We start from the raw sequence: 26970 nt of genomic DNA, 5'->3' as shown, positions 1-26970 counted from the left end.
CAGGGGGCCGACGAACGGGGACGCGCAGCAGGCCACGGGGCACCACGGCCCCCGGCGCGCGCGGGAAGAGAAAGCGGCGCGACGCGTGAACGCGCCGACGCCGAGTTGCCCACAGGGAGGAGCGGGAAAGGGGAGGGGAGCCGGCCTCATGCCGCAGTCTCCTGCACGATTGGCGCCGGAGGCGGCCCATAGAGGTCCGGGCGCAGTACGTGCCGGGAAATGCCCGTGACACGCTCGATCTCAAGCACACGCAACGGCGGGACTTCCCGCCATTGGTAAATCGCCTGTCGGCGGACATTCAGGCGCCGCGCCAATTCGGCGCCGCCACCAGCCGCTTCGATCGCTTTTTTGAGCCCATCCATAACCAGCTAGGTAAGCGACGCTATCCACGTGCGTCAAGCGAAACTTTCCTCGCAGGTAAGCAACGATTGTCGGAATGTCCCGCCATGAACCCGCCTCGCAAGGTCACACCTTCAAAAGCCGCGCTCGGTGCGCGCATTCGGACCGCTCGCGGCGGCCGATCTCAGGCCGAGCTTGGCCGGCTCATGGGCGTGAGCCGTGCAGCTGTAACGCAGTGGGAGAAAGGCCAGACCGAGCCGACAGCCGAGAAGCTGCGCGCATTGGCGGAATGGACCGGCGTCAACTACGGGTGGCTGGCGACGGGCCGAGGTGACCGGGATGCGCCCAATGAACTGAGTTCCGAAGATGTTGCCGCGACCATCGGCACACCGGTCGGCGCCCCGATGACGGTTGGATCGGAAACCGGGCGCCGCAACATTCCCGACGATGCCTCTGCTCAGTTGGATGTGACCGCCGGGATGGGCGGCGGCGGGCTGACGATCGTGTCCGAAGGCGTGCCAGGGCGGGCTGGGATGACCTTCGCCGCCGAGCACGTGCGCGATTTCTGGCGCCTGCCGACCGAAGTGCTCGCCGCGCTGGGGCTGCGCGCGAGAGACGTGATCGTCGTTCCTGTCCAGGGCGACAGCATGTCGGGGACGTTGGCAGAAGGGGACTTCGTGTTCGTCGACACGCGGCATCGCCTGCCGTCCCCTGACGGCATTTATTGCCTAACCGACGACTTCGGCGGGCTTGTGGTTAAGCGCCTTGAGGTGGTGAGCCGGCCGCGCGACGAAGAGGTTGAGGTGCGGATCATTTCCGACAACCCCAAGCACGAGCCGAAAACACGCTACCTGTCGGAACTCCAGATCATCGGCCGCGTGCTTCGCCGGTTCGGCGTCGTTGGGTAAGGCCGAATCGACTCCCCGACGCTCCTCGCGTTAAAGTTGAACGACTAGGGCAGGGGACGGGGAATGCGCGGATTGAAGGGCGCCGCAGTTGCTGCGGCCATGGGCGCGACGCTGGCGGGGTGCCAGACCTTCGCGAAATACAGTTTTGCGCCGGGGCCGCAACAGCAGGTGGTCACGCGCCAGGGCCGCGAGGCGGTTGTCTCCAGTCGGGCCAGTTCGACCGTCACCCTCATGCCTATGTCTCGGAAGTCCGGCACCATGGCGCGGCCCCGCATGGTCGCGGTCATCGAAAATCGCAGCCGCGGAGCCGTCACGGTGCGCTATGCCGACATAGGCGTTTGGGATGCCAGCACCGATCGCCCGATCAAGGTCTATTCGGTGGACGATCTCCAGTCGGAAGCTCAGGGCGAGGCACTGGCGGGTGCCATTCTCATGGCTGGCGCCGGCGTTGCGGCGGGTGCCGTCGCTGCGAACAACGTGGGCACCACGACAACCTATGGCACCGTTCGCTCGCCATACGGCACCAGCAGCTATGTCTGGCGCACCTATAATCCCGCCGCCGCCCAGGCCGCGCAGGCTGCAGGCGCCGCCGCCGGCGCGGCAGGAGCCGCCGCCGCGTTCGCTGAAGGCGATCGGAAGGTGCAGGAGCTTGAGGGCGTCATGTTGATGGACCAGACGCTGCAGCCAGGCGAAGCCTATGGCGGCGCGATCGAGTTCAATCTCGCGACCGACAGTGGTAGCGGGAAGCAATATGTGGTGCGCATCCCCGTGGGTGACGACACCCACGAGTTTCGCATCACCGCTACCAGCGTCGGGGCCTCATAGCGCTCCAGCCGCCCACGATGGAAAGCATGGAAAGTATGGCTTGACATAAGTGGTAAGCGATACTTTACTCGCTCGCGTCTCCACAAAGGACGCGGGCCATGCCTCCTGTCACCGAAAATCGCAACCCCACTGTTCTTGACCGTCTGGTCGCCGACATGCGCGACCTCTACGCCGCCCAGGGCGCCGCCACCGAGGAAGACCTCGCGCGCCTCGGCTGGCGCCCGGACGAGGTGAAACGTCACCTCTCCGCCGCCCGCACCCGCCTCGGCCCCATCACCCGCGCGGCCTGACGGCCATGTGCGCGCCCGTCCTCGAAACCATCGTTTCGGTGCCCGTGCTGGCGAGTGCATTCCTCGCCGGCGCGGCATTCACGCTCGGCGGGCTCTGGCTCTTCTTCAGGCTCATCGGCCGCGCCGGTGGGGAGGGGGAGGGGTGAATGGGCACCGTCATTGTCCTGCCCCGCCGCAAGCCGCGCCTCGTGGTGGACAACACCACCCGCCCGCGCACCGTGCCGAGCATCCCGGCCCCGACGCCTGAACCGGCCGAGCGCTCACGCTTCTCATCTGCCGTCGCGCTCGCCGGCCTCGCCGGCGGCGCGCTCGGCTGGTGGCACGGCTGGAGCACCGTGGGCGCACTCGCCCCCATCGCCGGCGCCATGTGGTTCGCCGGCATCGTCGCGCTCGCCCTTGGCTACGGCGCGACGGCCGACCTCGGCACCGCGGCCGACCGCCGCCGCAACTGGCGCCCCTGAGGCGCCCGCCCTCTGAATTCTTGAGGAGAGCTCATGGCCTCTATCCCCACCCTCAGGAGCCGCCGGCAAACGCTGGCGGCGGACTATGACAAGGCCACGCGGCGGCACGCCCGCTGCGCGGCCCTGTCCCGCACCCTCGTGCAGACGACCTGTGACCTCCTGCGCGCGGAGATCCGCGCGGAACGGCAGGCCAAGGCGTCCGTCGACGATCTCTTCTCCCGCATCGGGGCCGCCATATGATTCTCACGCTGGAGCGCGACGCCTTCCTTGCCGCCTTGGAGCGCCTGTCCAAGGTGGTGGAGAAGCGCACCACCATCCCCATCCTCGCCAACGTGAAGATGGTGGCGCGCAAGGGCGGCATCGAATTGCGCGGCTCCGATCTCGATATGGAGATCGCCACCACCATCGCCGGTGAGATCGAGGCGCTGGGGGAGACCACCTTTCCCCATGCCATCGCGCGGGACTATGCCCGCAAGCTGCCCGCCGGCGCAAAGGTGGCCCTGAAGCTCGCCGGGGACCGGCTGGCCATTTCCAGCGGGCGCAGCCGCGTGAGCGTGCCCGTGCTGCCGGCCGAGGATTTCCCGAACTTCGCCGCCGCCGCGGGCGACTTCCACCTTGTGGAAATCCCGGCGTCCGACCTCCTCACGCTCCTCGATCGGGTGTCGTTCTGCATCTCCACCGAGGAGACCCGCTATTACCTCAATGGCATCTATCTGCACGTGGTCACGGCCGAGGATGGCGCCCTGAGGCTGCGCGGCGTCGCGACGGACGGCCATCGGCTGGGCATGCACGATGCGGAAGTGCCCGCGCTTCCCGCCGGTATGCCGGGCGTGATCGTGCCCCGCAAGGCCGTCGAGGAGATGGCCCGCCTCCTGAAGCCCCTCGGCGAGGAAAAGGTGTCGCTGGCGGTGCGCGCCACGACGCTGGTGCTTGTCGCCGGCATCACCACCATGTCCACCAAGCTGGTGGATGGCACCTTCCCGGATTACGAGCGCGTCGTGCCGCGCGGCAATCCGCACATGGCGCGTCTTGCTGCCGATGAACTGGCGTCCGCCGTCGATCGCGTGGCCGCCGTCTGCAGCGACAAGTCCCGCGCCGTCCGCTTTCACCTCGAGGACGGCAAGCTCACGCTATCGGTCAACAACCCTGAGACGGGCGAGGCCTCCGACGAGCTGGAGGCCGAGTACGGGGCCGCGCCCCTCACCATCGGCTTCAATGGCCGGTACGTGCTTGACATGCTCGGCGCCCAGCAGGGGAAGGCCGTGGCCATGGCCTTCGCCGATCCCGGCTCCCCCTGTCTCATCACCCCGGAGGGCGCCTCCGGCTCCCTCTTCGTCATCATGCCGATGAGGGTCTAGCCATGGCTGGCGTCAACAAGGTCATTCTCGTGGGCTATCTCGGCCGCGACCCGGAGATTTCCACCCTGCGCGAGGGCTCGCGCGTGGCGACGCTCAATGTCGCCACCTCGGAAGGCTGGCGTGACAAGGCCACCGGCGAGCGGCGCGAACGTACCGAGTGGCACCGCGTCATCGTCTACAACACCAATCTAGTCGATGTGGCCGAGCGCTTCTGCAAGAAGGGCTCGCATGTCTATGTCGAGGGCCAGCTCGGCACCCGGAAGTACACGAACAAGAACAACGTCGAGGTGACCGTCACCGAGATCCTGCTGCGGCCCTATCGCGGCGAACTGACGATCCTCGATCGGGCCGAGCGCACGCCGACGCCGGACCCCGACGACTACGGCACCACCCGGACCCGCGACACCTCCAGCCCGCCGCCCGGCGGGGTGGATGACGAAATTCCGTTCTGAGGTGGGGTGATGGCTGACAAATCCGCCATCGAGTGGACCGACGCCACGTGGAATCCCATCGTCGGATGCTCGCTCGTCTCGCCCGGCTGCACGAACTGCTATGCCATGCGCATGGCGGCGCGGCTGGAGGCCATGGGGCAGGCCGCCTATGCCGGCAGCACCAAGCCCAGCGCCGCCGGGCCGGTGTGGACGGGCAAGGTGAGACTGCACCGCCCGGCGCTGTTCAAGCCGTTGGATTGGAAGAAGCCGCGCCGCATCTTCGTGAATTCCATGTCGGACCCGTTCCACCCGGCGGTGCGGGTGGACGACATCCTCGACGTGTTCACGGTGATGGCCATCGCGAACCTGCACGACTTCCAGATCCTCACCAAGCGCAGCGACCGCATGCGGGAGATTCTTGAGCAGCCGGATATGCTCGATGACATCTACGCCAATTGGTACAGCTTCAGCGGCGGCGCGCGGGAGGTGGACGACTGGCCGCTCCGCAACGTGCTGATCGGCGTCTCGGTGGAGGACCAGCGCCGGGCCGATGAGCGGCGGCGCGACCTGCGCAGCCTCGCCGAGCGCGGCTGGCGCACCTTCGTCAGCTATGAGCCCGCCCTCGGCCCGGTGGACTGGACCGGCTGGGAATTCCTCTCCGGCCTCATCTCCGGCGGCGAGAGCGGCCCCGGCGCCCGGCCGACGCACCCCGACTGGCACCGCGCCGCCCGCGACTTCTGCGCCGCAAACGGCATCCCCTATTTCTTCAAGCAGTGGGGCGCGTGGGAAGTCGCCGTCGACCGGGACAATGAAGATCCGGACTGGCGGGCCGACTACGCCTGCAAGTTCGATGACAGCAAGCCCGACATCTGCTGGCTGAACCTCGCCGGCGGCCGGGGTTTCCACGGCGACCGCTTCCACGTGATGCGCCGCGTCGGCAAGGCCCGCGCCGGCCGCCTCCTCGATGGCCGCGAGCACAACGATCTCCCCCGGAGGACCGCATGACCCCAGCCCGAATTCAGCGACAGCGCCGGACCGGCTGGCGCATGCCGGAGGGCGCCGTGGTGGTGAGCTGCCCCACGGTGTGGGGCAACCCGTTCCCGGCGTCGCCCGGCGGCAACGGCCACGCAACGTACCTCTACCGCCGCTGGCTCGCGGGCTATCACCCCGTCCACGACGCCAGGCGCGCAGAAATCCTGCGCCGCCTGCCAGAACTGAAGGGGAAGCCCCTCGCGTGCTGGTGCGCCCTTGAAGATCCCTGCCACGCCGACGTGTTGATCGAGCTGGCGAACGCCCCCGCGACCGAGGAGCCGTCTTGATGGATATCGCCCGCATTCCCGGCGCCACCCGCACCATCGGCGAAAGCCAGGGCTATCTTGGCCTGCCGCTGCGCGATGAGCCGGTACATTGCACCGTCAACGGCCCTGCCACGCCCAGCATGGTCACGGCATGGCTCCCAACGCCCGACGAGGTAGCCGCCCTCATGGCCGGCGCCGCCGTGCACGTCCGCATCCTCGGAACAGCGCACCCGCCGATCATGCTCGGCGTTGGGCCGGCTGGGGAAAGGGAGGGCGCCGCCCCCGCCCCCGCGCAGGAGCCGGTGGCGGTGCCGGAGGGGTGGAAGCTGTCCGTCAGCGAAAGCGATGGTCGGACGTGGCTAAACCTGCGCACACCCTACGCGGCATCCGTGGATTTGAGCGTCCGAACCCATCACGGCGACGGGCAGACCAAGACGATTGGTGCGCAGGTCCTGGAATATTTTTGCGATGCCATCGCCGCCCCCGTCTCCCCACCCGCCGAGAGCGGGGAGAACTTCCCGCAGCCGAAACGTCGAGACGGACAGGAGCCGTGCGGCGAATGCCACATCAAGCCGGGAGAGACGTGCGATATCTGCGGCGCCTCCCACACCCCGCCCCCGCAGTCGGGCGGGGCGGTAAAGGGGCGTGAGCCAATGACTGAGGAGCTTGTCCTGGTCGCACGGAAAATCGGCGAGACAGCCGGCATTCCAAACCATATCGAGAGAGCGCGGCAAGTCTGGGAAGTTGTCCTCTCCGCCCTCTCCCCCTCTCCCTCGGGCTGGGACGCGGGGGCGGAGGCTGAACGGAAAGCGTGGATCGAAACCGCAGACACGCTCATCGAGAGCTTGCAAGAGGGCATCATGACCGATGCTGGGATCAAGCAAGGTGACCGCGAGAAGATGCGGGCTCAGATCGACGCCCTGGATGCGCTGAAGGGCGAGCGCGACGGGGCGCCCCTCCCCACCCCGCCGGCAGAGGAGGGCTGACGATGGAAGGCATTCCAGCGCGCACCGCTCTTGCAATCGCTGTGCGGAACGGGTCCATCACCGTCGATGCGCTCGCACATTGGGGCGGCAGTCGCATGTATCGAGCCTGCAAGCGCGCGGTCAAAAAGGGATGGCTCCTGCCGGCGGGCGGGAAGCCCACAATGCGCCGTTATGTGCCGACCGACGCCGGCCGCGCCGCCCTATCCCCCGACACGCAGGAGGCCTAGCAGTGCCTCGCCTCCTCACCATGGAAGAGGCCGCCCAGGAACTGGGCATCTGCACCAGCACCTTGCGTGAGCACGTGCGCCATGGCGAGATACCCTTCATTTCCATGGGGCGCGGGGAGAAGCGCAAGCGTCGGCTGTTCGATCCCGTGGACCTTCAGGCCTTTGTCGCCGCGCGCAGGGAGCGGGAGCCGTGTCCGTCTACAAGCACGCCATCAGCGGCATTTACCACTTCGATTTCCAATATCGAGGTGTTCGATTTCACGGCACTACAGGCTGCACGAGCCGCCGAGAAGCTGAACGGATCGAAGAACAGAAACGGGAAGCCGCAAAGCAGGCGGTAGAGCAGCGCCGGGGCGGCGCGCCCATGACGCTTACCCAGGCGACGGCCCGGTTCTGGACGGAAGTCGGCCAGCATTACCGCGGCGGCTACAACGCCACCTTCTTCGCCGCCCTCGGCTGGCTCAACGCCGAACTCGGCAAGACAACCCTTCTCAATGAGATCGGCCGGCGCCAGGTATCCGCCGCCATCGCGCGCCGGCGGGCCGAGGGCGTGAGCAATGCCACGGTCAACCGCACCGTCACCGAGCCCCTTCGGCGCGTGCTCGCGCGCGCACGCCAGCATTGGGAGCAGCCGGTGCAGGACATCCCATGGCGGGACTTCCTGCTTGCCGAGCCCAAGGAGCGGGTGCGCGAGCTGCGCGAGGAGGAGGAGGCGCGCTTATTCGCCGCGCTGCGGCCGGACTATCACCCGGTGGTGCGCTTCGCGCTCATGTCCGGGTGCCGGCTTGCCGAGTGTGTCGGCCTCACATGGCAGGATGTGGACTGGGGCGGGCGTACCCTCACCATTCGCGGCAAGGGCGACAAGCCGGCCACCATCCCGCTCACGGCCGGGCTGCGCCGGCTGCTGTGGCCGCTCCAGGGCGGCCATGCGGAATCGGTCTTCACCTATGTGGCGGACCGGGCCGATGGTGAGGTGAGGAAGGGGCAGCGCATGCCCATGACCTATGAAGGACTCAAGACGCAATGGCGCCGCGCGAAGGCCGCCGCGAAGCTGTCCGACTTCCGCTTCCACGATACGCGCCATACCGCCGCCACCCGCCTCCTGCGATCGAGCGGCAATCTCAAGCTCGTGCAGAAGCTCCTGCGCCATGAGGACGTGACCACCACGACGAAATACGCGCACGCCCATGACGAGGATCTGCGGCGGGCGATGGAGGAGGTGGAGGCAGGGCAGGGGGCCGAAAAGCCCGTGACACGGAATCCCGAAAAAATCCCGAAGGGACCCACCCCGAACCGCAAGAAGCGCTGACAATTCAAATGGATGTGGATAGTTCGGCCCCGCGCTCCCAAAGCAGATGCGCTACCAGGCTGCGCTATGCTCCGACATTCCGCCGAACGGCTTCGTTGCTACATTTTCAGAAGGAGTGGCGCAAGGGGGCGGACTCATGCTCGGTCGGCACTCGATTCGAGGCATCCGCAACCGGATGTCCGCTGCCGGCACCGAACATCAGGAGCGGGCGAAGAGCGCCAACCCAAAGCGGGACAGGAGACTGTTGCGCGGTGGAGGTAAAGATGGCTCCCTGAGCAGGACTCGAACCTGCGACCATTCGATTAACAGTCGAACGCTCTACCAACTGAGCTATCAGGGACCGTGGGTCTCGCGACCGAGGCCGGCGATATAGCAACCACATCGCCGCTTGTGAAGCCGTAAGACGCGCTTTTCCAGGGGAAGTTGCCGCACCGGCGCACAAAGTGGCGCCGGTGCAGGATTCTTCAGGCGCGGAGCAGATCGCCCCCGCCGTCGGAGGCCACCGCTCCGCCCGCGCTTGAGCCGGGATTCCCGCTCTCGTGAGCGAACTGGGCGAAATAGAATCCGTAATAGCGACCACGGCGGGCGATCAGTTCGTCATGGGTGCCGCTCTCCATCACGCGGCCGCCCTCGATCACGCAGATGCGGTCGGCGCGCACCACGGTCTGGAGCCGGTGGGCGATAACGATGGTGGTGCGCTCGTGGGCGAGTTCCGCGAGGGCCTTCTGCACCTCGGCCTCCGATTCGGAGTCGAGCGCGGCGGTGGCTTCGTCCAGCAGCAGGATCGGCGCGTTCTTCAGGAAGGCGCGGGCGATGGCGATGCGCTGGCGCTGGCCGCCGGAGAGCTGCGCCCCGTGTTCGCCCACGAAGGTGTCGTAGCCGTTCTCGAAGCCCATGATGAAGGGATGCGCATGGGCGGCCTTGGCCGCCGCGATGATCTCCTCCTCCGAGGCGCCCGGCCTGCCAAAGCCGATGTTCTCGCGGATGGTGCCGGAGAACAGGTAGACGTCCTGGCTCACGAGCGCCACCGATGCCCGCACGGAGGTGCGCGACACGGTGCGGGTGTCCACCTCGTCGATGCGCACGGCGCCGGACTGGGGATCGTAGAATCGTTCGATGAGATTGATGATGGTGGTCTTGCCGCCGCCGGACTGGCCGACCAGCGCGGTCGTCCGGCCGGGCTCGGCCACGAGGTCGAGGCCACGCAGCACGTTCTCGCCGGGGCGATAGGCGAACACCACGTCCTTGAACTCCACCCGGCCGCGGGGACGGGGCAGGGCGGCCACGTCCGGGGCTTCGGCGTCGGGGGCGGGTGCATCCAGCAGGTCGAACAGCATGCGCGCGCCCATCACATGGCTCACCAGCTCCACATGCAGGCGCGACAGGCGCTTGGCGGGCTCGTAAGCCAGCAGCAGCGCCGTGAGCACCGAGAAGAACTGGCCCGGCGAGCGGCCCAGCTCGATCACGTTATATCCGGCGTAGAGAATCACGCCGCCGATGGCGAGGCCGCCCAGCGTCTCCATGAGGGGGCTGGATTTCGCCTGGGTGCGCACGAGGCGGTTGGCGTTGATCTCCACGTCGTCGATGAACTTGTGGGTGCGGTCCCGCATCACCGGTTCGAGCGTGTAGGCCTTCACCGTGCGGATGCCCTGAAACACCTCCATGACGATGGAGGACAGCTTCACGCCGGAGGTGAAGCCGGTGGTGAAGATGGTCTTGGCCTTCTTGATGAGCTTGCGCGTGCCCAGCACAGCCGCCGGCATCACCACGAGGGCGATCACCGCGAGGAAGGGATCCTGCACGAAGGCGACGCCGGCCAGCATCACCAGCGAAAGGAAATCGCGGCCGATGCTGGTGACGATGAGATCCAGCGCTCCCCGGGCACCTGCGGCGCCGGCGGTGAAGCGGGTGGTGATCTCCGCCGTGTGGCGATGGCCGAAATAGGCGGCATCCTGCAGCAGCAGCCGGTCGAAGGCGCGCTTCTGGTTGTCGGCCACCACCCGGTTGCCGATGCGCGCCATGGTGATGCTCTGCCCGTAGGCCGAGGCGCCCTTGATGATGGAGAGCGCCATCACGATGCCGGACACCGCCCACACCGCCGCCGGGGTCGGGTGGACGAAGATGGCGTTCACCGCATCGTTCATCAGATAGGCGAGGCCCGCCGTGCAGGCGGCCATGGTGCCCATGAAGACGAAGGCCAGCACATACCCCTTCCAGTGCTTGCGGCCGTCGGACAGGAGGAGGCGCCGCAGGACGGCATTGGTCTCGTCCGAAGTGGGCGGAGGCCCGAGGCGCTGGGCGGCTTTCGCGTTCATGTACATCTCCGGCGGCGTCCGGATGCGGGACCGCTTCGGTGTCCCCATGAACCGCCAGCAGGGAGCCAAGTCAACTTGCAGGCCCGAAGGCGTGCTGCATCGCAGCACCGCTAAGCGGGCGGAAGCGGGTCACTGGCCTAGATTTTCGCGGAAAACTGGAGGCCACGGAGGGAATCGAACCCCCGTACACGGATTTGCAGTCCGCTGCGTAACCACTCCGCCACGTGGCCTCACGAGCGCGTGTTCTTAAGGCGTTCGCCCAGACCGCGCAAGCGCCGGTTGGGATTGTCCCCTGCCTTCGGTGCTCAGGCGATCAACGCAAGGTGTGCCGCAGCAGCCGGCGCGACAGGCTGGGTAGCCGGCCAGCAAGGGCGGCGCCGATCAGCGGCCCCAGCAACGTCATCCGCGCCTGAACGCTGCTTTTCATGTGACGCGTTACGATCTTCAGATCCTCCCATGCGCGCTCGACGCGGGGCCAGTCCCTGGCCCTCGATGCGTCAATGAACTCGTTTCGGAGAATCTTCGCAAAGCGGGGTGCAATGACATCGCGCCGCCAGAAAAGCCCGAGGCGGGGCTCGTCCGGATGGGCCTCGATCAGCTTGGCGAAATAGATCATCCGCGATTTCGCCATGCGGGCGCTGAAAGAGGTGGATTGCGGATAGATGCGCCACATGGTGACGGCCTTGTCGAGATAGCGGCTCTTCACGCCCATCGAGTAGAGGCGGACGAACAGGTCGTCGTCCTCGTAGCCGGAGAGGCGCTCGTCGAAGAGGCCCGCATCGAGCATGGCCTGTCGCTCCACCAGCGAGGCGCCCGGCAGGATGAACATGTCATGCTCCAGGCACTGGAGCAGCGAGCGCTTGGGATGGGCCGTCGGCACCTGGTCGAGGCAATGTTCCGTAATCAACCGGCCATTGCGGTCGATCTGGTCGAGGTTGCCGTAGACGAGGCCGAGCCGGCGGATCTCCGCGTTCACGAACGGCTGTTGCAGCAGGGCGAGATGGTCCTCGTACCAGATGTCGTCCTGATCCAGGAGCGCGATATGGGAGCAGGAGGTCTGGCGGATTGCGAGATTGCGGGCCGAGGACTGCCCGCCGTTCGGCTTGTTCAGCAGGCGGACCGGATGATCCCGCGCAAGCCCCTGGACGATCGCCGGCCCCTCGTCGGTGGAGCCGTCGTTGACGACGATGACTTCATCCGGTGGACGGGTCTGATTCAGCACGCTGCCAAGCGCGGCACCGATAAAGGGCGCGCCATTGTAGAGGGGGATGACCGCGGCAATCGTTATCGACAATCGCTTTTCCAGGGTGAAGCTGAATCCGGCAGGGCCGTTGCCCCCGCAGCTTTATTACCCAAGGGAAGCCTGTCCGTCGAGGGGCGCGGCCGCCCGTGGGCCTGATGCGTCGGTGGCTTCACCCTCGTGGAACGCGATCGAGTAGGCGAGAGCCGTGTGCCGTCCGGAAATCCAAGGCGCGATAGCTTCGACGCGGCAGATGTTGCCAAGCCAGACCTTTGCCTATCGACAGAAGTATCCGCCGCCCTATACAGCTACCGCCATAAGGGCTGTCAAATGGGGGCTGCCATGAGGATTCGTCACGCCACGTCCGTCGTCCTGGTGTCCGCCTTCACCTCCTGGATTGCGGGATCGGCATGGGCCCAATCCTGCCCTGCAGCCTGGAACTCGTCGTCCGTCTATCTGGCGGGCGCGCAGGCCAGCGAGAATGGCATCATCTATCGCGCCAATTGGTGGACCCAGAATCAGGACCCCGCCACCAACAGCGGCGGGTCGGGCAGCGGTCAGCCGTGGACCCAGTCCGGATCCTGCTCCAATTGCACTGCGGTGCCGCCGGTCCCCACGGGCCTTGCCGCATCCGGAACCACAGGCAATGCGACGACGCTGACATGGACCCCGGTGACGGTGGCGAACTGCACCATCACCGGCTACCAGATCTATACGAACGGCACCCTGACGACGACATCGGCAGGCGCCAGCGTGACGCTGTCCGGCCTGACACCTCTCACGTCTTACAGCTTCGCCGTTGCGGCGGTGGATTCGGTCGGTGCTTCGGCCAAATCGGCACCGGTCGCCGTCACGACCCTCAGTGCCCCCCCGCCGAGCACGGCCAGCGCCGGGACAATCAATTTCCATCTGCTGCTCGGTGTGGGCACCGCCCAGGATTCGCTCACCCTCACAGGCGGAAATTTCGACGACCTGATCATGTCGAACATCATCGCCGGAGTGCTGCTGGGCCATCTCATTGATGAAGGGTTTCCCGGTATCCAGTACAACAAGGATTATCTCTACGGATCCATCTTCGCGCAGCTGCTCCAGGAAAATATCGCGACCCAATATTACCGGGCGAGCAGCGACCTCATTGATCCGAATGCAAACCAGCAGGCGGTCATGGGCGTCGGCCAGGGCGGCCCCTACCAGATCAACAACTATGCTGCGGACATGGTTTCTGGCAGCTACCAGCCCAAAGGCCACTCGCTCATAAATTATGTGGCAATCCAGAAGAACATCGGCTTCACCATGGCCAATGCGGCCACGCAATACACCAAGGCGACGCCGGCTTCCTTCAACAACAAATACTACGGCCCGGCCCTGGTCGCGTACTTCCACTACAACGATCTGGTTGCGTTGAATGTTACCGGGAAGGGTGCGGGGGGCTGGACTACCCCGTGGGAGCCGGCCTTCGATGCGGCGCTGAAGAACTTCACGACGCTGCCGAACAGCTTCCTCGATGTGATCCTGAACGTCGCCTACAATCAGGGCTTCTACGGACCGCTCGTGTCCCGCTACAGCAATCTCGGCGCGACGGCGACGGCCGCCACCGTGACATCGGTGAACAGCTATACGTCGGCCTGGGGAAGCTCGGATACCTACGTTCAGTATCCGTATCAGGTCCATTATTACCTGGACCAGCTCTACAACAACCCGATCCCGACCACGAGCCCGTCGCTCAAGACGACGCCGACCAACAGCGTCGTCTTCAACATGAGCGCGCTGGCCAACGTTTTCTCAAGGGTTGCCCAGACCCTGTCCTATTCCAACGGCACGAACCCCGCGCAATTCTACACTTCGGCGCAGGCCAGCGCGGCCTTCTCTTCGGCGCTGACCAAGCTCAAGGTCGCAAGCTCGGCCAAGCTTGACCTGAGCAAGGCATCGGCCCGGGCGACCATCTTCTCCGTGATCGACGCGGCGCTCACCAACCTCGAAACCGCGAGCGGCATGAAGTTCATCAGCACCACCGACAAGCAGCTTTGACGGGCGCCCGGAAGGCGGGGCCGGCGGGCTCCGCTTTCCGCTCAGCTGTTGCCGTAGGGGATGATCCGGGTGGTGTCCTCGCCCTTGTGGAAAGCAATCGCGAGGCGGAAGGAATAGGCCATCCGCTCGGCATGGGCGATGGCCAGCTGCGCGGCATCGGGCGGCAGCACCTCGATGGCGGTCGGGCGGAACAGGGCCAGCCAGCGCGCGAATTGCGGTTCGCCGGCATCGGCGCCCAGCGCCAGGTGCGGCGGCAGGGGGCGGCCCTCGTAGCGGCCGGACTTCAGCAGCACCGATGACCAGAAGTCGCACATCTTGGCGAGATGCACCGGCCAGGCCGCGTCGGCGATGCGCCCGCCGAAGATGGGGCCGAGCAGCGCATCCTTCTGCACGCGCGCGTAGAAGGTATGGACCAGACGATGGATCGCGGCTTCGTCGAGGCCCTCGGGTTGCGGGTCCTGCGATGCAGGAGGGGAGGGGATGTCGGTTGCCGTCATGCGTCGCGCCTCCTCGGCGGCGGCCGGCGCGGGGATCGGCTCGCGCCTGTGTCAGGGTGCAGGACACTCTCGCCGCTGTCGGCCCGGAACCATGCGACTTGCGGCCACATGAGCCCGTCCACGCCCTCGCCGACCCCGAGGGGCGCCTTGCAAAAGGGGCGGCAATATGGCTCTTGAGCCCGACGGCACGGGACACGCCTCCGCTGAGCGCCCCGGGCCAAGGGGATGGCCGGAGACGGGAAAATGATCGATTACGTCGAGCTTCGCCGCGGCATGGTTGACGGACAGGTGCGCACCAACAACGTCACCGATCCGGGCATCGTCGGTGCGATGCTTGAAATCCCGCGCGAGCTTTTCGTCCCGCCCCAGCTCAAGTCGCTCGCCTACATCGACGACGACCTCGCTTTGACCTCCGGCAACCCCACCCGCTACCTCATCGAGCCGATGATCCTCGCGCGCCTCATCCAGGAGGCGGACGTGCAGGAGCATGACCACGTGCTCGATATCGGCGGCGGCACCGGCTATTCGGCCGCCGTTCTCTCCCGCCTCGCCCAGCAGGTCGTGGCCGTGGAAGAAGATGCCGGCCTCGCCGCGACCGCGACTGCCACCCTCGCCGAGATCGGCGTCGCCAACGTGGCGGTGATGCAGGGGCCGCTGAACGCGGGCTGGAAGGCCGAAGCGCCCTACGACCTCATCCTCCTCAACGGCTCTGTGGACGAAGTGCCGGCCGCCCTGTTCGAGCAGGTCAAGGAAGGCGGGCGCCTCGTCGCGGTGGTCGGTCACGGCGGGGCGGGGAAGGCCTGCGTGTTTACCAAAGTGGCAGGTTCCGTGAGCGAACGCGTCGCGTTCAACGCGGCCGTTCCGCCGCTCCCCGGCTTCAAAGCCGCTCCCCGCTTCACTTTCTGACCAGTGTGGCGCGTTTGCAGCGGTAGGCTGAAAACGCCGCTTTGATCGAACCGGTCAGTTTCGGATCGGGATCGGGACCGATATCTTACCGAAAAGTTACCGCGCGGCAGAGTCGGTGCGGCGAGTCTGCATGGCCGTGTCGGATCGGGAGATTGGGATGTCGGTTGCAAAGCGCATTCGCCGAAGCGGTGTTGCATGTTTGGCGGGCGTCAGTGTCTTTGCTTTGGCTATGGGTGTCGCGTCTGCCCAGTCGCTGGATCAGGCGCTGGCCATGGCCTACACGAACAACCCCACGCTGAATGCCCAGCGTGCCGGAACCCGCGCCACGGATGAAACCGTGCCGCAGGCTCTGTCCGGCTATCGCCCAACCCTGAACGCGACGGCGCAGGCCGGGCCGGAATACGCCAAGCAGCAGGCTTCGGGCGTGAAGACCAATGGATGGCTCTGGCCGCGGGCATTCGCGCTGAATGCGGCGTACACGCTGTTCAACGGCTTCGTCACCGCGAACCAGACCCGCAACGCGGAATCGCAGGTGCGCGGTTCGCGCGAGACGCTGCGCAACACCGAGCAGTCGGTGCTGCTGAACGGCGTCACCGCCTATATGAACGTCATCCAGGCCATCGCCCTGCTGGACCTGCAGAATCAGAGCCTCGCGGCGTTCCAGCAGGAATTGCGCGCCACCCGCGACCGCTTCAACGTGGGCGAAGTGACCCGCACCGACGTGGCCCAGGCGGAGGCCCGGGTGGCGGACGCGCAGTATCAGGTGAGCCAGGCCGTGGCGAACCTGTCGACGGCGAAGGCGAACTATCGTCAGGTGATCGGCGTCGAGCCGGGCAAGCTCACGACCCCGCGCCCCATCGAGGCCACGCTGCCGCCGTCCGTGGACAAGGTGATTTCCACCGGTCTCAACAATCATCCCGCGGTCAAGGCGTCCGAATTTGCCGTGGATGCGGCGATGTTCCAGGTGAAGGTGGCTGAGGGCGGGCTGATGCCGAACCTCTCGCTTCAGGGCCAGCTTTCCCAGTCCTACGATCAGAACTTCTCGGTGGATTCGCAGTCCGGCGCCGCCGTGACGCTCAATCTCTCGGTTCCGATCTACCAGGGCGGTGTCGAATACGCGAACATCCGTCAGGCCAAGGAACTGCTGACGCAGGCGCGCATCGAAGTGGACGTCAACCGCGACACCATCCGCGCCCAGGCGGTGCAGTATTGGGGTGCGCTCGAGGCCGCGAAGGCACAGATCCAGGCGGCGCAGGCCTCCGTGGCCGCCAATACGCTGGCCCTCGAAGGCGTCCGCGAGGAATGGCGGGTGGGCCAGCGCACCACCACCGACGTGCTGAACGCCCAGCGCGACCTGACCAACTCGCAGTCGTCCCTCGTCGTCGCCCAGCGCGATCGGGTGGTGGCGGCCTACGCGCTGGTTTCCACCATCGGCCGGCTGGATGCCCTCTCGCTCGGGCTGAAGGTGAATTATTACGACCCGCGTGTTCACTACAACCAGGTGCGTGACAGCTGGGCCGGTGTTCGCACGCCTGACGGCAAATAATCCGCTGCCCGACCGTACGTCAGTTGTTGCTGCCAACTGAGGCGGTGCCATACTCCTACTTCAACTGGCGATTCTCTCCGTCGGTCTGCGGGCGCGGATAAAGTCCTCGCGCACAGGGCCGACGGTTCGTCTTCGGCCGAGGTCGGGACATGGCTGCGAGCCCCAAGGTGCAGGAACCGTCGATGGAGGAAATCCTGGCTTCCATCCGCCGCATCATGGCGGATGACGAACAGCCGGCGCAGCACGCCGAGGCGGGTCCCCGCCGCAGCGAGGCTCCGCCTTCGGGGGAGGGGCGCCCCCGCCGACCGCAGGATCCCCGCGTGGTAGCGCAACGGCAGGCGCCGCTTGAGCCCCCACCCGTGCCCCGCCGTCCGGCCCCCCCGCGGGAAGCCGCTCCCGCCCCGACCTATGCAGCAGCACAACGCCCAGCGCCCCGGCCTGTGGCCGAAGCGCGTCCCAATGGCGAACGGCCGGTCGGGGAGCCTTCGGCACGAGCCCAGCGCCCGTGGCTGGATGAACGGGACGAAGCCGTCTTCGCCGAGGCCGCAGCTGCTCTGCGTCAGTCCCGGCACGAGCACTCTGCCGGTCCCGAGTCGCGTGGCGAGGCGCGGCCATTGCGGCCGGTGCCGCAGCCGGCCTATTCCGACCACGCGGCCGAGGAGCGGGACGATCGGCACGAAGCTGCCGCGCCCCCGCCGCGCCCCATGCGGCCGCAGCCGGCACCTCCTGTCTTCGAGGAGCACCCGGCGCAGCACACCGAGGGTGGCCATTCCGCGGATGCGGCGCGCCGCCGGGATCTGCTTTCGCCCAATGCGGATGCCGCCGTGATGGCCGCCTTCCGCAATCTCGGCGACGTCCTGCTGCCCCAGAAGGAGCGCACCGTGGAGGATCTCGTGAAGGAGATTCTCCGCCCCATGCTCAAGGACTGGCTGGATGCCAACCTGCCCGCCATCGTCGAGGATCTCGTGCGGGCCGAGATCGAGCGCGTTGCCCGTCGTCAGCGCTAGAGCACGCGCCGATCAGACGGCATCGCAGTGTGATCGGATCAGGCGTTATCTTTCTTGAGTTTAGAGGGTGATGCGCCGACCGGATTGTTCCAATCCGCTCGGATCGTGCGCTCGGCTCAGGGCCTTTCCGCCCGCCCCACTTTCCAATCCCACGCGGACGGCGTGTTGACGCCGGACCGTGCGTCCGGCTTAAACGCCGGCTGACCCGTTCCGACCACAGCGGACGCGGAGCCGGCCCGGCGCGCTGCGCTGGCGGCGGCCGAGCGGTACCGCGGAGTCCCGTTCATGCTGGAAAAAGTCTTCGATCCCGCCGCCGTTGAAGAGCGCATCGCCGATCGCTGGGAAAACGCCGGCGCATTCCGCTGCGGCCGCCCCGAGCGCAAGGATGCGGAAGGCTTCTCCATCGTCATTCCGCCGCCGAACGTCACCGGCTCACTGCACATGGGGCACGCGCTCAACAACACGCTCCAGGACGTCCTGGCACGGTTCGAGCGCATGCGCGGCAAGGACGTGCTCTGGCAGCCGGGCACCGACCACGCCGGCATCGCCACCCAGATGGTGGTGGAGCGCCAGCTCGCCGCCCAGAAGCTGCCGGGCCGCCGGGATCTCGGCCGCGAGGCCTTCATCGAGAAGGTGTGGGCGTGGAAGGCCGAATCGGGCGGCACCATCGTCAACCAGCTGAAGAAGCTCGGCGCCTCCTGCGACTGGTCGCGCGAGCGCTTCACCATGGACGAGGGGCTTTCCCGCGCCGTCCTCAAGGTGTTCGTGCAGCTCTATCGCGAGGGGCTGATCTACAAGGACAAGCGCCTCGTCAATTGGGACCCCAAGCTCATCACCGCCATCTCGGACCTCGAGGTGCTGCAGGTGGAGGTGAAGGGCAATCTCTGGCACTTGCGCTATCCCATCGAGGGCGAGAAGGACCGCTTCATCGTGGTCGCCACCACCCGTCCCGAGACCATGCTCGGCGATACGGCGGTGGCGGTGCATCCGGATGACGAGCGCTATCGCGACCTCATCGGCAAAAACGTCATCCTGCCGCTGCTGGGCCGGCGCATTCCCATCGTTGCCGATGAGTATTCCGACCCGGAGAAGGGCTCGGGCGCGGTGAAGATCACCCCGGCGCACGACTTCAATGACTTCGAGGTAGGCCGACGGCACGATCTGCCGATGATCAATGTGCTCGACGCCGAGGCGCGCATCGACCCGCAGGGCATCCAGGACGACTATGCCGAGCGTCCCGAGGCCTATGTGGACCTGCCGGACGCCGCGGGCGTGCTCAGCCATCTGGCGGGCATGGACCGCTTCGCGGCGCGCAAGCACATCGTCGAACTGCTCACCTCGCTGGAGCTGCTGGACACCATCGAGCCGCACACCCACATGGTGCCCCACGGCGACCGCTCCAACGTGGTCATCGAGCCGTGGCTGACCGACCAGTGGTACGTGGACGCCAAGACCCTCGCCCAGCCGGCGCTGGCGGCGGTGCGCGAGGGGCGCACCACCTTCGTGCCGAAGAACTGGGAGAAGACCTATTTCGAGTGGCTGGAGAACATCCAGCCCTGGTGCATCTCGCGCCAGCTGTGGTGGGGCCACCAGATCCCGGCCTGGTACGACCCGTTCGGTAACGTCTTCGTCGCCGAGGACGAGGACCAGGCGTTCGAGGAAGCGCTGGCCCATAATGTGGGCAACGAGAGCCTGTCGCCCGACGAGGCCCAGGCGCTGATCGACGACGCCGACAAGCGGGCAGGGTTCCTCACCCGCGACGAGGACGTGCTGGACACATGGTTCTCGTCCGCTTTGTGGCCCTTCTCCACCATGGGCTGGCCGGACGAGACGGCCGAGCTGAAGAAGTTCTATCCCACCAGCGTGCTGGTGACGGGCTTCGACATCATCTTCTTCTGGGTCGCCCGGATGATGATGATGGGCCTGCACTTCATGGACGGCGAAGTGCCGTTCAAGGACGTCTACATCCACGCCCTCGTCCGCGACGAGAAGGGCGCCAAGATGTCGAAGTCCAAGGGCAACGTCATCGACCCGCTCGACCTCGTGGAGAAGTACGGCGCGGATGCCCTGCGTTTCACGCTGGCCGCCATGGCCGCGCAGGGGCGCGATATCAAGCTCGCGACTTCGCGCGTCGAGGGCTACCGCAACTTCGCGACCAAGCTCTGGAACGCCGTGCGCTTCGCCCAGATGAACGGGTGTGTGCGGGCGGATGGCTTCGATCCGGCGAAGGTGGAGGGCACGCTCAACCGCTGGATCATCGGCGAGGCGGCGCGGGCTTCGTCAGAGGTCAGTGAGGCGATCCTCGCCTATCGCTTCAACGAGGCGGCGGGGGCGGTCTACCGCTTCATCTGGAACGTGGTGTGCGACTGGCACCTGGAGCTGGCGAAGCCCGTGCTCTCCGGCCCCGACGGCGCCGCCAAGGACGAGACCCGCGCCGCCACCGCGTACGTTCTCGACGTGGCCATGGGCCTGCTGCACCCCTTCATGCCGTTCCTGACCGAGGAATTGTGGTCGGAGACCGGCAAGGAAGGGCCGGCGCGCACCAGCTTGCTCGCGCTGGCGCCGTGGCCGGACCTGACCGGCCTTGAGGCACCCGATGCGGAGGCCGAGGTCGGCTGGGTCGTCGACCTCATCACCGAGATCCGCTCCGTGCGCGCGGAGATGAACGTGCCGGCCGGCGCGCAGGTGCCCCTCGTGCTGGTGCAGCCCGGCGCGGAGACCACGGCGCGTGTGGCCGCCTGGGACGACGCCATCCGCCGGCTCGCCCGCCTCTCCGATGTCTCGGTGTCGGACGTCGTGCCCGCCAGCTCGGTGCAGATGGTGGTGCGCGGTGAAGTGGTGGCCCTGCCGCTCGCCGGCGTGGTGGACCTCGGCGCGGAGCTCGCCCGCCTGCGCAAGGAAGAGGGCAAGCTCGATCAGGAAGTCGCCCGCATCGATGCCAAGCTCTCCAATGAGAGCTTCGTCGCCCGCGCGCCCGAGGAGGTGGTGGAGGCCGAGCGCGAGAAGCGCGAGGAATATATCGTGCGCAAGGAAAAGGTGCGCGCCGCCATCAGCCAGCTCTCCGGCGGCGCCTGACCGGGCGCCTTCCGGAGCCGCCGCCACGCACCGGCGGAGAATGGGGCGCGGAGCCAAGTGTTGCCGCCGCGCCTCAGTTTCTGCCGGTCGTCGAGATCATGGTTAAGACTTGCGCGATCCGGCCGCCTTCTTGCAGGTTCTTGGCGCCGCAAATTGTGACAGAGAAGACACACTCCCGATCCTTTGAACGTGCTGGGTTCCCGTAGGGGCCTTACGCCGCGAACTCGCCACAAAACGACACGAAATCGAACTTCAACGCGCGGCGGTGAGCGTAGCCCGGAAAGTGTTTCCGGACGCCGCGCCTGGGGTGGGTCCGAATGGACGGTCGTTGCACATGGCGAGAGGATGCCCCGGCGGGCCGCGCCGGGCTTCGCCCGAAAGGTCGCCCCAGAGGTGCCGCTGCTCGGCCTCTCCTCGGCCCCGATATTGCCGCTGCGTTCGGTCACCTTCCGTCCATCATGAATTCGGTTGCGACACACGGGACATTCAGCGGGGTGAGAGGGCGGGGGGTGAGCGCAGTGCGCAAGCCCCGTCGCGTGCGTACCCCCGCAGCGATGGCAGGCGTTCTTCTTCTCGCCGTGGCCGGTCTTGCGGCCGGACGCGCCGAAGCCTTCGACGGCACCGCGCAGACCCTCCAGCCCTATGAGATGCAGCCGCTGACTCCACCGGCCAACGTGCCGCTGGCGCCGCAGGTGCGCCCCGTGGACGAGGCGTTCCGCACCGGGGCGCAGGCGCTCCGCGCCGGGCAGACCGCCAAGGGCATCGACGCCCTCGGCTATGCCGCCGCGCAGGGCCACGCCATGGCCCAGTGGAAGCTCGGCCGCATCTACATGGACGGCGACGGCGTGAAGCGCGACGACGCCAAGGCCTTCGACTATTTCCAGAAGATCGCCAGCAGCCACGCCGAGGATTATCCCGGCACCGCGCAGTCGCGGTTCGTGGCCAATGCCTTCGTGGCGCTGGGCTCCTATTACCTCGTCGGCATCCCCTCCGCCGGGGTGAAGCGCGATCCATCCCGCGCGCGGGACATGTTCTCCTATGCCGCCTCCTATTTCGGCGACGCCGATGGCCAGTACCAGCTCGGCAAGCTCTATCTTGAAGGCGTCGGCGGCCCCCGGGATGCGCGCAACGCCGGCCGCTGGCTGACGCTGGCGGCGCAGAAGGGCCAGTACGAGGCACAGGCAACCCTTGGCGTGCTCCTCTTCCGTGGCGACGAGGGCGTGCCCCGCCAGCCGGCCCGTGGCCTCATGTGGCTGACGCTGGCCCGCGATTCCGCCGTTCGTCCCGAAGACAAGTGGGTGGTGAACGCCCACGAGCAGGCCTTCGCCGAGGCGACGCCGGACGAGCGCGAGAAGGCGCTCGGCTATCTGGAAGTGTGGCTGAAGACAGCGAAGCGCTGAGCGTCACGCCTCGGGCGGGCGTTCGCCCTCATATCGCGGCAAGCTCGCTCCCAGGCCGTCCGCCATGTGCAGCGCCGAGCCGACCCAGATGTGATGGGTGGGCTGCACGCGGTCGGGATCGTCCAGCGTGCCGATGGTCACGTCCACATCGCTTTCCCGCGCCATGTCGAACACGATCGGACTTCCGCAAGCCCCGCAGAAGCGCCGGATGACGCCGGGGCTCGATTCGAAGACGGCCGGCGTGCCGGCGATGAAGACCAGATCTTCACGCGCCACCGAGACCCAGGGCAAAGCGGCAGAGCCGGAGGCGCGGCGGCACATGGTGCAGTGGCACCAATAGGCGCTTTTCACCCGCTCCAGCCGGTAGCGCAGGCGGCCGCACAGGCAGCCCCCCTCAAGGCGCGTCGTTTCTCCAGCCACGGGGCGTCACGCCGCTATGGAGAAGTCGGCCCAGACCGGAACATGGTCCGAGGGCTTCTCCCAGGCGCGCACATGCTTGTCGACGCCGGTGGCGATGAGCCGGTCGGCGGCCTGGGGTGACAGCAGAAGGTGGTCGATGCGGATGCCGTTGTCGCGCTGCCACGCACCGGCCTGGTAATCCCAGAAGGTATAGAGCCGCCCCGCGTCGGAGGTGGCGCGCAGGGCGTCCGTGAAGCCGAGATTGAGGAGGGAGCGGAACGCCTGCCGGGTGCGCGGCAGGAAGAGGGCATCGCCGGTCCACGCCGCGGGGTCGGCGGCGTCGCGCGGCTCGGGAATCACGTTGAAGTCGCCGGCCAGCACCAGCGGCTCCTCCAGCTTCAGCCGGTCGGCGGCGAAGGCGGAGAGGCGCTCCATGAAGCCGAGCTTGTAGGGGTATTTTTCCGTGTCCGGCGGGTTGCCGTTGGGCAGATAGATGCAGGCGACGCGCACAACGCCGCCTTTCACGGAGACCACTGCCTCGATGAAGCGGGCCTGCTCGTCCCCGTCGTCGCCGGCGAGGCCGTGCGTCACGTCCTCCAGTGGCAGGCGGGAGAGGAGGGCAACGCCATTGAAACCCTTCTGCCCATGAACGCTGACATTATAGCCCAGCGCCTCGAACGGCTCCATCGGGAAGGCCTCGGTCTGGCACTTGATCTCCTGGATGCAGACCACGTCCGGCCGGCTCTCCCCGAGCCAGCGGACCGCATGGTCGAGGCGCTGGCGGATGGAATTCACGTTCCAGGTGGCGATGCGCATGGGATGGCGGCTCCTTCGCGGGGGAGGATACGCCGGACCGCCGGGGAGGCAATGGGGCGGAGCGGCTTACCTATCGCTACACCTGTCGTGACCTCCCAAAGGGTTGCGGCATCGGGCAAAGAGTGGCAGGAACGCCAGATGACAATCTCTGGCGGCCGGGCGGCATGACCTTCGCGTCCATCGAATTCCTGTTCTATTTTTTTCCGCTCTTTCTGGTCGCTTACTTCTCCGCGAAGACCATCCCCACGCGGAACTACATCTTTCTCGCCTTCTCGCTCGTCTTCTATTCCGCGGGATATACGCCACACATCCTGATCCTGCTCGCCTCCGTCGCGGCCAACTTCTTTCTGGCCAAGGCGATCGAGGTGCGCGAGGGGGCCGAGCGCAAGCGCGTGCTGGCGCTGGGCGTGACGCTGAACCTCCTCCTGCTCGGGGTGTTCAAATACACCGGCTTCCTGGCGGAGAACCTCAACGCCATTGTGGAGCCCATGGGGCTGGTGCTCCCGGTGCCGCAGATTTCGCTGCCGCTGGGCATTTCCTTCTATTCGTTCCACGCCATTTCGTACCTTGCCGACATCTACAAGAAGAAGGTCCACGCCAACCGCGATCCGGCGCAGTTCGCCCTCTACATGTGCATGTTCCCGCAGCTCGTTGCCGGCCCCATCGTGCGCTACGCCACGGTGGCGCGGCAGCTGTCGGAGCGGCGGGTGACCCTGGGGCGGTTCTCGGCGGGCGCGCGGCTGTTCGTCATCGGCCTCGCCTGGAAGGTGCTGATCGCCGACGAGGTGGCGCGGCTGGTAGACGGGGTGTTCGACACAACGACCCACCCGACCTTCGTGGAGGCATGGCTCGGCCTTTACGCCTATACGGTGCAAATCTATTTCGACTTCGCCGGCTATTCCACCATGGCGGTCGGCCTCGGCGTGATGGTGGGCTTCGTGCTGCCGCGGAACTTCCGGCTGCCCTACACCGCCCACTCCATCACCGATTTCTGGCGGCGCTGGCACATGAGCCTGTCGGCCTTCCTGCGGGATTACCTCTACATTCCGCTGGGCGGAAACCGGCGCGGGGAGATGCGCACCTACATCAACCTCTCCGTCGTCTTCCTGCTGTGCGGCCTGTGGCACGGGGCGAGCTGGACGTTCGTGATCTGGGGCGCGCACCACGGTGCCTTCCTCATCATCGAGCGCGCCTTCCTCGGCCGCTGGCTGAAGCGGATGCCCGGGCCGGTCAGCCACCTCTATACCGTACTGGTGGTGATGATCGGCTGGGTGTGGTTCCGCGCCGACAGCCTGCCGGGCGCCATCGACATGTTCCACGGCCTCGTCGGGCTCAACGGCTTCAGCCGCGCCTCCATGGCGCTGGGCTTCGGCCTTACGCCGCTCGCCATCACAGTTCTTGTGGTGGGCGGGCTGATCGGCTTCTTCCGCTGGCCGCGCTGGAAGATGCTGTCGGGGGAGGGGGCTATGGCGCGGGTGGCAGATTTCGCGCTGATCGCGGTGCTGATGCTGGCGAGCGTCGCCTGGGTGGGCGGCACCAACGGCACGCCCTTCCTCTACTACCGGTTCTGAGGCGCGCCCGATGACACTCCTCTCCCGGCATCGCCGCTATCTGGGCATCCTGGTCGCCGGCCTGTTCGGCTTCCTGCTCCTGTCGAACCTCATTCCCGATCCGCTCGCGAGCATGCAGTGGCGGGTGAAGGTGGCGCCTGAATGGGCGCTGAGCCGCAAGCTGGACCTGTGGTTCCGCAACATCGGCATTTTCATCCAGGACAATTTCGGCTTCCGCGCCACCCTCCCGGTATTCCGCCGCGAGCTTCGGGCCGAGCTGAACTCGCCGGACAGCAAGCCCTTCTATGCCGGGCGCGACGGCCAATTGTTCTGGGGCCGGGAGCAGACGCCGGCCCAATCGGCCGGGGCGCTGGTGCGGGCAGCGAACGTGGAGCGCTTCGTCGACATGCTCGGCGAGATGCAGCGCATCCTCGCGCCCGCCGGCACCAAGATCGTGGTCGCTTTGCCGCCGAATGCCCAGTCGGTGGAAACCGAGGCGCTGCCGCTGTGGAACGATGCGCTCGCCTACCCGACGACGGAATATGATCTCGCGCAGGCCGGCCTGAAGGCCCGGGGCATCACGACCGTGGATCTGCGCCCGGTGCTGAAGGCGAGTCCGGCGCCGCGCTACCTCCTCACCGACACGCACTGGAACGCCCGCTCCAGCGTGCTCGCCTTCAATGCCGTGATGGTCGCCGCCGGCCATCCCGACTGGCAGGTGGACCCGGCGCAGGTGGTCGGTGGGCTGGAGCCGGCACCGCGTGGCGACCTTTTGCGCGCCATGCGCATGCCGCCCGAAGTGAAGGAGGAGGATTTCCGCCTCAACCTGCCCGGCAAGGCCTCAAAGCCGCGTTTTGACCCCGTGCTGCGCAGCCTGAACGAGCACATCGCCTTCAAGTCGGTGGTGCGGGACTATGCGCCCGAGGGGCTGAAGGTGCTCATCATGGGCGATTCCTTCACCGCCATGTCCTGGCCGCGCCTGTTCGCCAACGCGCCGGTGAAGGAGGTTGCATGGATGCACGCCTCCGCGCGGGTGACGGGCAATTGCGATTTCAGCTTCGACGACGTGAAGCGCTACGCGCCGGACCTCATCATCTATGCCCGCACGGAGCGCTTCTTCCCCTGCTACGGCGACGATTGGCCCAAGGGCCTGCCGCGCCTGTGGCGCAGCGCCGTGCCGAGGAACGTCGCGCCGTAGCCGCTCAGGTTAAGTGCGGCTGCGCCCAGGAGCAGCTCAAACGGCGAAGCTGGACCCGCAGCCGCCGGGTTACTTACGTTTCGTGCGGCTGCGCCCAGGAGCAGCTCAAACGGCGAAGCTGGACCCGCAGCCGCACTTGGCGGTGGCCATGGGGTTCGAGATCTTGAAGGCGGAGCCCATCAGGTCCGCCTTGTAGTCGAGCTGGGAGCCCTTGAAATAGTCGAGCGACATCCGATCGACCACGATCTTGGCACCTTCCTTCTCGATCACGAGGTCGTCGTCCGACTGTTCCTGCGTCACATCATACTTGTAGGAAAAGCCGGAGCAGCCGCCTCCTTCCACGCTGATGCGCAGGAAGGTGCCGGCAGGCTCGGGAGACAGAATCTGGCAGATACGGCGGGCGGCCGCGTCGGTCACGGTGAAATCCACTTCCGTCACCGGAGCATCGGCGGGAGCGGTTGTCGGGGCGAGAGAGGTTTCCATGGTATCGACTTTACGAATTGAAGCTGGCAATGGCTTCTAAGGTAAGTCCATCCGCCCCCGATTTAAAGGGCGGGCGGT

27 protein-coding genes, 2 tRNA genes and 1 pseudogene are annotated in these 26970 nt (G+C 66.7%); 21 read left to right on the top strand and 9 right to left on the bottom strand.

The window, feature by feature from the left end; all coding sequences use genetic code 11:
- Positions 1–146: 146 nt before the first annotated feature.
- Positions 147–362, bottom strand: a complete 216-nt coding sequence (locus ACT54R_RS22660; RefSeq protein WP_296584257.1) for a transcriptional regulator — start codon at positions 360–362, stop codon at positions 147–149.
- Between the two features lie 84 nt (positions 363–446).
- Between ACT54R_RS22660 and ACT54R_RS22655 the strand changes: the two genes are divergently transcribed.
- From ACT54R_RS22655 to ACT54R_RS22595, 13 genes and pseudogenes are all read left to right on the top strand, one after another.
- Complete coding sequence (locus tag ACT54R_RS22655) at positions 447–1247, top strand: XRE family transcriptional regulator (protein WP_296584259.1); 801 nt, start codon at positions 447–449, stop codon at positions 1245–1247.
- A gap of 63 nt (positions 1248–1310) precedes the next feature.
- Positions 1311–2072 carry a hypothetical protein gene (locus tag ACT54R_RS22650; protein ID WP_476330460.1) on the top strand — a complete coding sequence of 254 codons (762 nt, stop codon included), beginning with the start codon at positions 1311–1313 and terminating at the stop codon, positions 2070–2072.
- Positions 2073–2170: 98 nt separating this feature from the next.
- Positions 2171–2362 carry a hypothetical protein gene (locus ACT54R_RS22645; RefSeq protein ID WP_476330456.1) on the top strand — a complete coding sequence of 64 codons (192 nt, stop codon included), beginning with the start codon at positions 2171–2173 and terminating at the stop codon, positions 2360–2362.
- A 5-nt stretch (positions 2363–2367) separates the two neighbouring features.
- Complete coding sequence (locus ACT54R_RS22640; RefSeq protein WP_476330451.1) at positions 2368–2508, top strand: hypothetical protein; 141 nt, start codon at positions 2368–2370, stop codon at positions 2506–2508.
- Entirely contained in the window at positions 2509–2823 is a 315-nt protein-coding gene (locus ACT54R_RS22635; RefSeq protein ID WP_476330448.1) for a hypothetical protein, read from the top strand.
- A 33-nt stretch (positions 2824–2856) separates the two neighbouring features.
- Positions 2857–3063, top strand: a complete 207-nt coding sequence (locus ACT54R_RS22630; protein ID WP_476330444.1) for a hypothetical protein — start codon at positions 2857–2859, stop codon at positions 3061–3063.
- A complete protein-coding gene (gene dnaN, locus ACT54R_RS22625) occupies positions 3060–4181 on the top strand; it encodes a DNA polymerase III subunit beta (RefSeq protein ID WP_476330439.1) in 1122 nt (373 codons plus the stop codon). The genes ACT54R_RS22630 and dnaN overlap by 4 nt, the downstream gene beginning before the upstream one ends.
- Before the next feature lie 2 nt (positions 4182–4183).
- A complete protein-coding gene (gene ssb / locus ACT54R_RS22620) occupies positions 4184–4633 on the top strand; it encodes a single-stranded DNA-binding protein (RefSeq protein ID WP_476330435.1) in 450 nt (149 codons plus the stop codon).
- A 9-nt stretch (positions 4634–4642) separates the two neighbouring features.
- Positions 4643–5617 (top strand): phage Gp37/Gp68 family protein, encoded by a 975-nt coding sequence (locus ACT54R_RS22615; protein WP_476330431.1) that lies wholly within the window; start codon positions 4643–4645, stop codon positions 5615–5617.
- Positions 5614–5931, top strand: a complete 318-nt coding sequence (locus ACT54R_RS22610; RefSeq protein ID WP_476330428.1) for a DUF4326 domain-containing protein — start codon at positions 5614–5616, stop codon at positions 5929–5931. Before ACT54R_RS22615 ends, ACT54R_RS22610 begins: the two co-directional genes overlap by 4 nt.
- Positions 5931–6896: a hypothetical protein gene (locus ACT54R_RS22605; RefSeq protein WP_476330423.1), complete on the top strand. Its 966-nt coding sequence runs from the start codon at positions 5931–5933 to the stop codon at positions 6894–6896. Before ACT54R_RS22610 ends, ACT54R_RS22605 begins: the two co-directional genes overlap by 1 nt.
- 130 nt (positions 6897–7026) lie before the next feature.
- Positions 7027–7290 (top strand): annotated as a pseudogene (locus tag ACT54R_RS22600) (helix-turn-helix domain-containing protein); the annotation flags it as partial.
- 23 nt (positions 7291–7313) lie between these two features.
- Entirely contained in the window at positions 7314–8432 is a 1119-nt protein-coding gene (locus ACT54R_RS22595; RefSeq protein WP_476330418.1) for a tyrosine-type recombinase/integrase, read from the top strand.
- Positions 8433–8696: 264 nt separating this feature from the next.
- Here the strand turns inward: ACT54R_RS22595 and ACT54R_RS22590 are convergent.
- The 4 genes from ACT54R_RS22590 to ACT54R_RS22575 all read right to left on the bottom strand — a co-directional run bounded on the left by ACT54R_RS22590 (position 8697) and on the right by ACT54R_RS22575 (position 12041).
- Positions 8697–8772, bottom strand: a tRNA-Asn gene (locus tag ACT54R_RS22590).
- A 124-nt stretch (positions 8773–8896) separates the two neighbouring features.
- The gene (locus tag ACT54R_RS22585; protein ID WP_476330413.1) at positions 8897–10747 is read right to left on the bottom strand and encodes an ABC transporter ATP-binding protein; all 1851 of its coding nucleotides are present in this window, start codon (positions 10745–10747) and stop codon (positions 8897–8899) included.
- A 156-nt stretch (positions 10748–10903) separates the two neighbouring features.
- Positions 10904–10977: transfer RNA gene (locus ACT54R_RS22580), tRNA-Cys, on the bottom strand.
- An 83-nt stretch (positions 10978–11060) separates the two neighbouring features.
- Entirely contained in the window at positions 11061–12041 is a 981-nt protein-coding gene (locus tag ACT54R_RS22575; protein ID WP_476330409.1) for a glycosyltransferase family 2 protein, read from the bottom strand.
- Between the two features lie 288 nt (positions 12042–12329).
- Here ACT54R_RS22575 and ACT54R_RS22570 point away from each other — a divergent pair, with 288 nt between their 5' ends.
- Positions 12330–14015: a fibronectin type III domain-containing protein gene (locus ACT54R_RS22570; protein WP_476330404.1), complete on the top strand. Its 1686-nt coding sequence runs from the start codon at positions 12330–12332 to the stop codon at positions 14013–14015.
- Between the two features lie 41 nt (positions 14016–14056).
- Here ACT54R_RS22570 and ACT54R_RS22565 read toward each other — a convergent pair whose 3' ends face one another.
- Entirely contained in the window at positions 14057–14512 is a 456-nt protein-coding gene (locus tag ACT54R_RS22565) for a group III truncated hemoglobin (protein ID WP_476330401.1), read from the bottom strand.
- Between the two features lie 243 nt (positions 14513–14755).
- On the opposite strand from ACT54R_RS22565, the gene ACT54R_RS22560 reads away from it, so the two are divergent.
- The 5 genes from ACT54R_RS22560 (at position 14756) to ACT54R_RS22540 (ending at position 22446) form a co-directional block, all read left to right on the top strand.
- A complete protein-coding gene (locus tag ACT54R_RS22560) occupies positions 14756–15418 on the top strand; it encodes a protein-L-isoaspartate O-methyltransferase family protein (protein ID WP_476330394.1) in 663 nt (220 codons plus the stop codon).
- 229 nt (positions 15419–15647) lie between these two features.
- Positions 15648–16964: a TolC family outer membrane protein gene (locus ACT54R_RS22555; RefSeq protein WP_476330390.1), complete on the top strand. Its 1317-nt coding sequence runs from the start codon at positions 15648–15650 to the stop codon at positions 16962–16964.
- A gap of 623 nt (positions 16965–17587) precedes the next feature.
- Entirely contained in the window at positions 17588–17971 is a 384-nt protein-coding gene (locus ACT54R_RS22550; protein ID WP_476330880.1) for a PopZ family protein, read from the top strand.
- A gap of 285 nt (positions 17972–18256) precedes the next feature.
- Positions 18257–21046, top strand: coding sequence for a valine--tRNA ligase (locus ACT54R_RS22545; RefSeq protein WP_476330387.1), 2790 nt, complete (start codon positions 18257–18259; stop codon positions 21044–21046).
- Between the two features lie 554 nt (positions 21047–21600).
- Entirely contained in the window at positions 21601–22446 is an 846-nt protein-coding gene (locus ACT54R_RS22540) for a tetratricopeptide repeat protein (RefSeq protein ID WP_476330877.1), read from the top strand.
- A gap of 3 nt (positions 22447–22449) precedes the next feature.
- On the opposite strand, the gene ACT54R_RS22535 is transcribed toward ACT54R_RS22540, so the two are convergent.
- Both ACT54R_RS22535 and xth read right to left on the bottom strand, forming a co-directional pair.
- Positions 22450–22866, bottom strand: a complete 417-nt coding sequence (locus ACT54R_RS22535; RefSeq protein WP_476330384.1) for a GFA family protein — start codon at positions 22864–22866, stop codon at positions 22450–22452.
- A 6-nt stretch (positions 22867–22872) separates the two neighbouring features.
- Positions 22873–23661, bottom strand: a complete 789-nt coding sequence (gene xth / locus ACT54R_RS22530) for an exodeoxyribonuclease III (protein ID WP_476330381.1) — start codon at positions 23659–23661, stop codon at positions 22873–22875.
- Between the two features lie 164 nt (positions 23662–23825).
- Here xth and ACT54R_RS22525 point away from each other — a divergent pair, with 164 nt between their 5' ends.
- Both ACT54R_RS22525 and ACT54R_RS22520 read left to right on the top strand, forming a co-directional pair.
- Positions 23826–25232: an MBOAT family O-acyltransferase gene (locus tag ACT54R_RS22525; RefSeq protein WP_476330378.1), complete on the top strand. Its 1407-nt coding sequence runs from the start codon at positions 23826–23828 to the stop codon at positions 25230–25232.
- Positions 25233–25242: 10 nt separating this feature from the next.
- The gene (locus ACT54R_RS22520; RefSeq protein WP_476330373.1) at positions 25243–26409 is read left to right on the top strand and encodes an alginate O-acetyltransferase AlgX-related protein; all 1167 of its coding nucleotides are present in this window, start codon (positions 25243–25245) and stop codon (positions 26407–26409) included.
- 105 nt (positions 26410–26514) lie between these two features.
- Here the strand turns inward: ACT54R_RS22520 and erpA are convergent, their stop codons facing one another.
- Positions 26515–26892: an iron-sulfur cluster insertion protein ErpA gene (gene erpA, locus ACT54R_RS22515; RefSeq protein ID WP_081837719.1), complete on the bottom strand. Its 378-nt coding sequence runs from the start codon at positions 26890–26892 to the stop codon at positions 26515–26517.
- Positions 26893–26970 lie beyond the last annotated feature (78 nt).

It is taken from the genome of Xanthobacter sp. DMC47 (assembly GCF_056313845.1).
This window is presented reverse-complemented; position numbering and strand designations above follow the sequence as displayed.